Origin of the sequence: Bacteroides sp. RTP21281st1_H5_RTP21281_210402 (genome assembly GCF_040918965.1) — a bacterium.
Lineage (GTDB): Bacteria > Bacteroidota > Bacteroidia > Bacteroidales > Bacteroidaceae > Bacteroides > Bacteroides congonensis.
Genome location: NZ_JBCOWR010000025.1, coordinates 45,222 through 51,995 on the forward strand (window position 1 = coordinate 45,222; position 6,774 = coordinate 51,995).

The following is a 6,774-nucleotide window of genomic DNA, read 5'->3' on the forward strand; positions in this document are numbered from 1 at the left end:
AAAACAAGAACGATTATGAACAAAACCAAAATCGGAATATTCCTTTCTTTGCTGTTGCTGGTTGGACTGACTTCCTGTGGAGAGAAAAAGTCGAACAACAAGCTAGTGCTGAACGAAGTCCTGATAGACAACCAAACCAACTTTCAGGATGATTACGGACTGCACAGTGCATGGATTGAAATATTCAATAAATCATTCGGTAGCGCCGATCTGGCAGCTTGCTTGCTGAAAGTAAGCAGCCAACCGGGCGATACAGTTACTTATTTTATCCCGAAAGGTGATATACTTACGCTAGTGAAACCACGCCAGCACGCTTTATTTTGGGCGGACGGCGAGCCTAACCGCGGAACATTCCACACCAGCTTCAAGCTGAATCCCGAAACAGCCAACTGGGTTGGCCTATTCGACTCCGGCAAAAAGCTGATGGATCAGATAGTAATACCGGCAGGCGCTCTCGGCCCTAACCAATCATATGCACGCATAAGTGACGGTGCAGCAGAATGGGAAGTAAAAGGAGCAAGCAGTGACAAATACGTTACTCCGAGCACCAACAACCAAACTCTTAACAGTAATGCTAAGATGGAAAAGTTCGAGGAACATGATGCTAATGGTATCGGTATGTCTATTTCTGCTATGAGTGTGGTATTCTGCGGATTGATTCTTCTGTTCATTGCTTTCAAAGTTGTCGGCAAAGTTGCAGTCAACTTAAGCAAGCGCAATACTATGAGAACGAAAGGCGTCGACAAACAAGAAGCGAAAGAGCTGTCACAGGCTCCGGGCGAAGTTTACGCTGCCATTTCTATGGCATTGCACGAAATGCAGGATGAAGTACACGACGTAGAAGATACAGTACTGACCATCACTCGTGTGAAACGCAGCTACTCACCGTGGAGTTCGAAGATTTACACGTTGCGTGAAACTCCTCCCAGAAAGTAAGTCACCCTATAAAAAGTAAAAACGATGAAAGAATATAAATATAAAATCAACGGTAACTCATATAAAGTAACCATCGGAGATATTGAAGACAACATCGCTCATGTAGAAGTGAACGGTACACATTATAAAGTAGAAATGGAGAAACAACCCAAAGCGGCTGCAAAGCCAGTAGTGGTACGTCCTATGCCTAACGCGCCTGCCGCTCCTACCCAAGTTGTGAAACCGGCTGCTCCGTCTACCGGCAAATCTGGCGTCAAGTCTCCGCTACCGGGTGTTATCCTCGACATCAAAGTGAATGTAGGCGATACTGTAAAAAAAGGACAGACCATCATTATATTGGAAGCCATGAAGATGGAAAACAATATCAATGCGGACAAAGACGGCAAGATTACTGCCATCAATGTAAATAAGGGAGATTCTGTTCTCGAAGGTAATGACCTCGTAATTATCGAATAATATGGGAGATTTTATAAACTTTTTAGGAAACAACCTTGCCGACTTCTGGACCTACACGGGTTTTGCCAACGCTACCGTAGGACACGTGGTGATGATCCTCGTAGGCTTGGTGTTCATCTATTTGGCGATAGCCAAAGAGTTCGAGCCGATGTTGCTGATTCCTATCGGGTTCGGTATGCTGATCGGTAATATACCTTTTAATATGGATGCCGGTCTGAAAGTCGGTATTTACGAAGAAGGTTCAGTTTTGAATATATTGTATCAGGGAGTAACTTCCGGATGGTATCCGCCACTCATATTCTTGGGTATCGGCGCCATGACGGACTTCTCGGCACTTATCTCTAACCCGAAACTGATGTTGATCGGTGCTGCTGCACAGTTCGGTATCTTCGGCGCATACATGATTGCATTGGAAATAGGTTTCGACCCGATGCAAGCCGGAGCAATCGGTATCATTGGTGGAGCAGACGGTCCGACCGCCATCTTCCTCTCATCCAAGCTGGCACCTAACTTAATGGGAGCCATTGCGGTGTCCGCCTACTCCTATATGGCGTTGGTTCCGGTGATACAGCCGCCTATCATGCGACTGCTCACCACCAAACACGAACGCGTCATCCGCATGAAACCGCCGCGTGCCGTTTCTCACACGGAGAAGGTGATTTTCCCGATTATCGGTTTGTTGCTGACTTGCTTCCTGGTTCCTTCCGGTTTGCCTTTGCTCGGTATGCTGTTCTTCGGTAACCTGTTGAAAGAAAGTGGTGTAACCCGTCGTCTTGCCAATACAGCAAGCGGCCCGTTGATTGACACGATCACTATCCTGTTAGGTTTGACAGTAGGTGCTTCTACCCAAGCTTCTGAATTCCTTACTATCGACTCTATCAAGATTTTCGCTCTCGGTGCATTGTCATTCATTATTGCAACTGCGTCAGGTGTAATCTTCGTCAAGATCTTCAATCTCTTCCTGAAGAAGGGTAACAAGATTAATCCGTTGATCGGTAATGCAGGTGTATCTGCCGTTCCCGACTCAGCACGTATCTCACAAGTTATCGGTTTGGAATACGACCCGACCAACTACCTGTTGATGCACGCTATGGGTCCGAACGTTGCCGGAGTAATCGGTTCAGCAGTTGCTGCCGGTATCCTGCTGGGATTCTTGATGTAGGGGCAAGGTGCTCCTGCCGGGTTTCCATTCGGTATGCCTTAAAACTATAAAAGTAGATTTTTCTACTGCGAACATGCCTCTTTCCCGGGAAAGAGGCATGTTTTATTATCACTCTTTTCGTTGTATCACATTCCTCTGCAATGTTATCCAGTGTTATCGGTACGTTAATCTATCTGAAACATATTACGAATATTTCGTAAATGCAATAATTTTAGTAACTTGCAACTCATTAACAACACACTAAAATTACGATTTATGAAACGGTTACTTCTATTGTTCCTGCTCTGTCCCACCACCCTGTTAATGGCACAACACCTCGACCCTATCCAGGAAGCAATGGCAAACTATGATTACGAGGCAGCACTTTCTCTTATTGCGGCAAAAAAGCCCACAACTCCCCTGCTCCTGCAAAAAGGAAAAGCATTGCGGGGGCTAGGACTCAACACAGAAGCACTTTCCACCTATCAGGAGATTATCACGAACGACACCACAAATAGCCGTGCATTTATTGAAGCAGCCGAATGTTGCCGTACGCTTGCCAAAAGTAATCAGGCACTGAAGTATTACGAACGGGCACTCGACCTCAATCCGGAAAACAAATATGTCCGTATCCAATATATCAACCTGCTCCTATCCCTGCAAAAATTCAGGGACGCATTAGGGGAAAGCAGTTTGATGACAGAGAAAGACAGTTCAGCTATTGCCCTGCACTTGCAGGCACAAAGTTTCGAAGGAATGGGTGAACCGCTCCCCGCAGCCGGGTGCTATTACAATATTCAGGAGAAATATCCGAGCGATTATCTTGCCGCCGCCAAACTGGGCGCTATAAATATAGCAGGTTCCTACTTCGACGAAGCCATCGAAGCCACAGAGAAATACCGGCAAATCGACACTACCAATATCGCAGTCAACCGCCAGAATGCTTTGGCGTACTGTTTGAAACAAGATTATCCTACCGCAATTCGCCGTTATCAATACTTGGTGAACCAAGGAGACAGCTCCTTCCATACTTGCTACTATCTTGGCATCAGTTATTATGCAATAGAAAGATATTACGAAGCACATGACTTTTTGGAAGCCGCCCGGAAATACGATCCGGAAAATGTAAACCTTCTCTATTATCTCGGACGTGCCTGCGCCAAAACTTCGTGGAAAAAACAGGGAGTAGAGTATTTGGAACAGGCTATCAATCTGTCGATACCGAAAGACAGTAGCATGACGCGGCTTTACATCGGTATGACTGATTGCTACAAGATGGCACAGATGTATAAAGAGCAACTGGCATCCATGAAAGAACGCTATCAGAAATACGACAGGCAAAATCACAAAATTCTGTATGATATGGCCCACCTATCCTTTTCTGCCTTGAAAGACAAAAAAAGCACAGAGCGTTATTTGGAAGCATTCTTGAAAACACGCCCTAAAGATGATAAGACCGAGCAAGCTAAATTGAACGAAAAAGGTGAACTTGTTTTGGGAATGGCCAATTATTATAACGCTGCCGCCAACTGGCTGAAAGATTTGAAAAGCAAACAGAAAATTGAAGATTTCTTTCAGAATGGAAAATGATAATTTCTTTTTAGACAGAAGACCTCTTTAGCACCAATTAAAAAGGCTGCCACCGTTAACCGGAAGCAGCCTTTCTTATTATATTGGAATAATCTGATGATTACTGAGCCAATTTGTTATCAGAACCAAGTACATTGATGATTTTGTGCTTGTACAATTTTTCCATATTGTCACGAGCCGGACCAAGATACTTACGCGGGTCGAATTCAGCCGGTTTTTCAGCGAATACCTGACGGATAGCAGCAGTCATAGCCAAGCGAGAGTCAGAATCAATGTTGATCTTGCAAACTGCAGAAGTAGCAGCTTTACGCAACCATTCTTCAGGAATACCGATAGCAGCTTTCAGGTTACCACCGAACTTGTTGATAGTTGCAACTTCTTCCTGAGGAACTGAAGATGAACCGTGAAGAACGATAGGGAATCCCGGAAGTTTTTCCATTACAGCGTCCAATACTTCGAATGCCAATGGAGGAGGAACCATCATACCTGTAGCCGGGTCAATGTGACATTGTTCCGGAGTAAATTTGTATGCACCGTGAGAAGTACCGATTGAGATAGCCAAAGAGTCGCAACCTGTGCGAGTAGCGAAATCAATAACTTCTTCAGGGTCAGTATATGTGTGGTGGTCAGCAGAAACTTCATCTTCTACACCTGCCAATACGCCAAGTTCACCTTCAACTGTTACGTCAAACTGATGAGCGTATTCAACCACTTTCTTAGTCAATGCAACGTTTTCTTCGTAAGGAAGGTGAGAACCGTCGATCATAACTGAAGAGAAACCAGAGTCGATACAAGATTTGCAAGTTTCGAAAGTATCTCCGTGGTCAAGGTGAAGAACGATTTCCGGATGTGCGCAGCCTAATTCTTTAGCATATTCTACAGCACCCTGAGCCATGTAACGCAACAAAGTAGCGTTAGCATACTGACGGGCACCTTTAGAAACCTGAAGAATCACAGGAGATTTAGTTTCAACAGCAGCCTTGATGATAGCTTGCATCTGTTCCATATTGTTGAAGTTGAATGCCGGGATAGCATATCCACCTTTGATAGCCTTAGCAAACATTTCTTTCGTGTTTACCAATCCTAAATCTTTGTAATTTACCATTTTGTTTAAAGTTTATTGTTAGTGAATAAAAATTCTACGCAAAAGTAAGCATTATCCACCGAATAACGAACATCGGAAAGAAAAATATAGTAGAAAAAGGTTTAAATCAGACATCAAATTCCAGTAGGAAAGCTCGCCCGGCATTAGATTGTAATGTCCACCTTGCAAACAAATGACTAAAAGATAGAATAGCCAGGTAGCAGATAATCTAAATTACCCCAATAGGGCACTAAAGTACTTTATCATCTTTTTTTCTGCAAAACCTTTTTCTATTTCACGGAAATACATTATCTTTGCGCTCTGAAAATGACCATTACACTATTTCTTACCAAAATAGTAACAGAATATAAATTAAAAAAAACAGATACTGAAATGAAAAAAGGCCTTCATCCAGAATCATACCGTCCGGTAGTATTTAAAGATATGTCAAATGGTGACATGTTTTTGTCTAGATCAACTGTAGCAACAAAAGAAACCATCGAATTCGAAGGTGAAACTTATCCGTTGCTGAAGATTGAAATCTCTAACACTTCTCACCCGTTCTACACAGGTAAATCTACATTGGTGGATACTGCAGGTCGCGTTGATAAGTTCATGAGCCGTTACGGTGACCGTAAGAAGAAATAACTCAATCTTTCGTTAAAGATGAAAAAAGAGGAGATTCTCACTGAGAATTTCCTCTTTTTCGTTTAAAGTGCCCTTACGACAAAAAGTAAGTTTCTTAAAAGAAACACTTCTTTTTTGTTTGATTACCGAATAAAGAGAGTACCTTTGGTGACTTAATAAACAAATAGAATGGAAATAGCTCAATTAAAACAAATGACAAAAGAAGAGGTACTCAATTTCATCAGACAACGTCTGTCTTTCAGTTCAGACATAAAAAGACAACTCAAACATGTGAATGAAGATGCTTTCAACAAAGAACACCGCAGATTCGAGATGTCGGGAAACGAAGAAACAACAGGGTGGTGTACGCTTTTCAACACTGCCATACTAAATGAATTTGCCAATTTGGGGATTTACGATTACACTTCTTATCTTTTCCTTGATTTCGATAATGGAACTCCAACTGTTTATCTCAGATACTACTCCGATAACGAGAATCTGGAATATGACCTCAACGGTTATTCAACAGTCGAAATCATATTTACTATTTTCGAACTGACTATCTTTTCCGGAAAACCTAAAAGACAACGGAACTAAAGTTCCAGTAAATTAATAAAAACAATCCCCGACAGTATCACTGCCGGGGATTGTTTTTATTAATAATGTGATTCAATGACTGAAGGAGAGTAAAACTGTATGGAAATGAACTAAACTTAGTTTTTCTAAAATTTTATTGGTAGTATGCAATGATTTAATCCCAGTTATACATAACTTTATTCGTCTGACAATTGTTGAACTTTCGTCTGACAACTGTTATTCTTTCGTCTAACAACTGTCAGACGAAAAAGAAACAGTTGTCAGATGAATAAAGCCATGCATCATTAACCATAAATCCATTAAGCATTAAAAATAAATCTGCACAAGCTCGAAATTAGTTCAT

At 42.3% G+C, this 6,774-nt stretch carries 7 protein-coding genes; 6 read left to right on the top strand and 1 reads right to left on the bottom strand.

From position 1 onward, the window contains the following. Positions 1 to 15: 15 nt before the first annotated feature. The 4 genes from AB5443_RS23020 to AB5443_RS23035 all read left to right on the top strand — a co-directional run bounded on the left by AB5443_RS23020 (position 16) and on the right by AB5443_RS23035 (position 4,123). Positions 16 to 936: an OadG family transporter subunit gene (locus AB5443_RS23020; protein WP_044655720.1), complete on the top strand. Its 921-nt coding sequence runs from the start codon at positions 16 to 18 to the stop codon at positions 934 to 936. A 24-nt stretch (positions 937 to 960) separates the two neighbouring features. After that, entirely contained in the window at positions 961 to 1,392 is a 432-nt protein-coding gene (locus AB5443_RS23025; protein WP_022137408.1) for a biotin/lipoyl-containing protein, read from the top strand. A 1-nt stretch (position 1,393) separates the two neighbouring features. Continuing rightward, on the top strand, positions 1,394 to 2,554 hold the full coding sequence (locus AB5443_RS23030; RefSeq protein ID WP_022137409.1) for a sodium ion-translocating decarboxylase subunit beta: 1,161 nt from the start codon (positions 1,394 to 1,396) through the stop codon (positions 2,552 to 2,554). Between the two features lie 255 nt (positions 2,555 to 2,809). Next, complete coding sequence (locus tag AB5443_RS23035; protein WP_044656133.1) at positions 2,810 to 4,123, top strand: hypothetical protein; 1,314 nt, start codon at positions 2,810 to 2,812, stop codon at positions 4,121 to 4,123. A gap of 100 nt (positions 4,124 to 4,223) precedes the next feature. Here the strand turns inward: AB5443_RS23035 and AB5443_RS23040 are convergent, their stop codons facing one another. Beyond that, entirely contained in the window at positions 4,224 to 5,228 is a 1,005-nt protein-coding gene (locus tag AB5443_RS23040; protein WP_022137411.1) for a class II fructose-bisphosphate aldolase, read from the bottom strand. Between the two features lie 372 nt (positions 5,229 to 5,600). On the opposite strand from AB5443_RS23040, the gene AB5443_RS23045 reads away from it, so the two are divergent. Beyond that, entirely contained in the window at positions 5,601 to 5,855 is a 255-nt protein-coding gene (locus AB5443_RS23045) for a type B 50S ribosomal protein L31 (RefSeq protein ID WP_004300906.1), read from the top strand. A 168-nt stretch (positions 5,856 to 6,023) separates the two neighbouring features. After that, complete coding sequence (locus AB5443_RS23050; protein ID WP_191029627.1) at positions 6,024 to 6,431, top strand: hypothetical protein; 408 nt, start codon at positions 6,024 to 6,026, stop codon at positions 6,429 to 6,431. Positions 6,432 to 6,774 lie beyond the last annotated feature (343 nt).

Coding starts and splice junctions, on each gene's coding strand:
- AB5443_RS23020 (WP_044655720.1), top strand. CDS start 16: ATGAACAAAACCAAAATCGGAATATTCCTTTCTTTGCTGTTGCTGGTT.
- AB5443_RS23025 (WP_022137408.1), top strand. CDS start 961: ATGAAAGAATATAAATATAAAATCAACGGTAACTCATATAAAGTAACC.
- AB5443_RS23030 (WP_022137409.1), top strand. CDS start 1,394: ATGGGAGATTTTATAAACTTTTTAGGAAACAACCTTGCCGACTTCTGG.
- AB5443_RS23035 (WP_044656133.1), top strand. CDS start 2,810: ATGAAACGGTTACTTCTATTGTTCCTGCTCTGTCCCACCACCCTGTTA.
- AB5443_RS23040 (WP_022137411.1), bottom strand. CDS start 5,228: ATGGTAAATTACAAAGATTTAGGATTGGTAAACACGAAAGAAATGTTT.
- AB5443_RS23045 (WP_004300906.1), top strand. CDS start 5,601: ATGAAAAAAGGCCTTCATCCAGAATCATACCGTCCGGTAGTATTTAAA.
- AB5443_RS23050 (WP_191029627.1), top strand. CDS start 6,024: ATGGAAATAGCTCAATTAAAACAAATGACAAAAGAAGAGGTACTCAAT.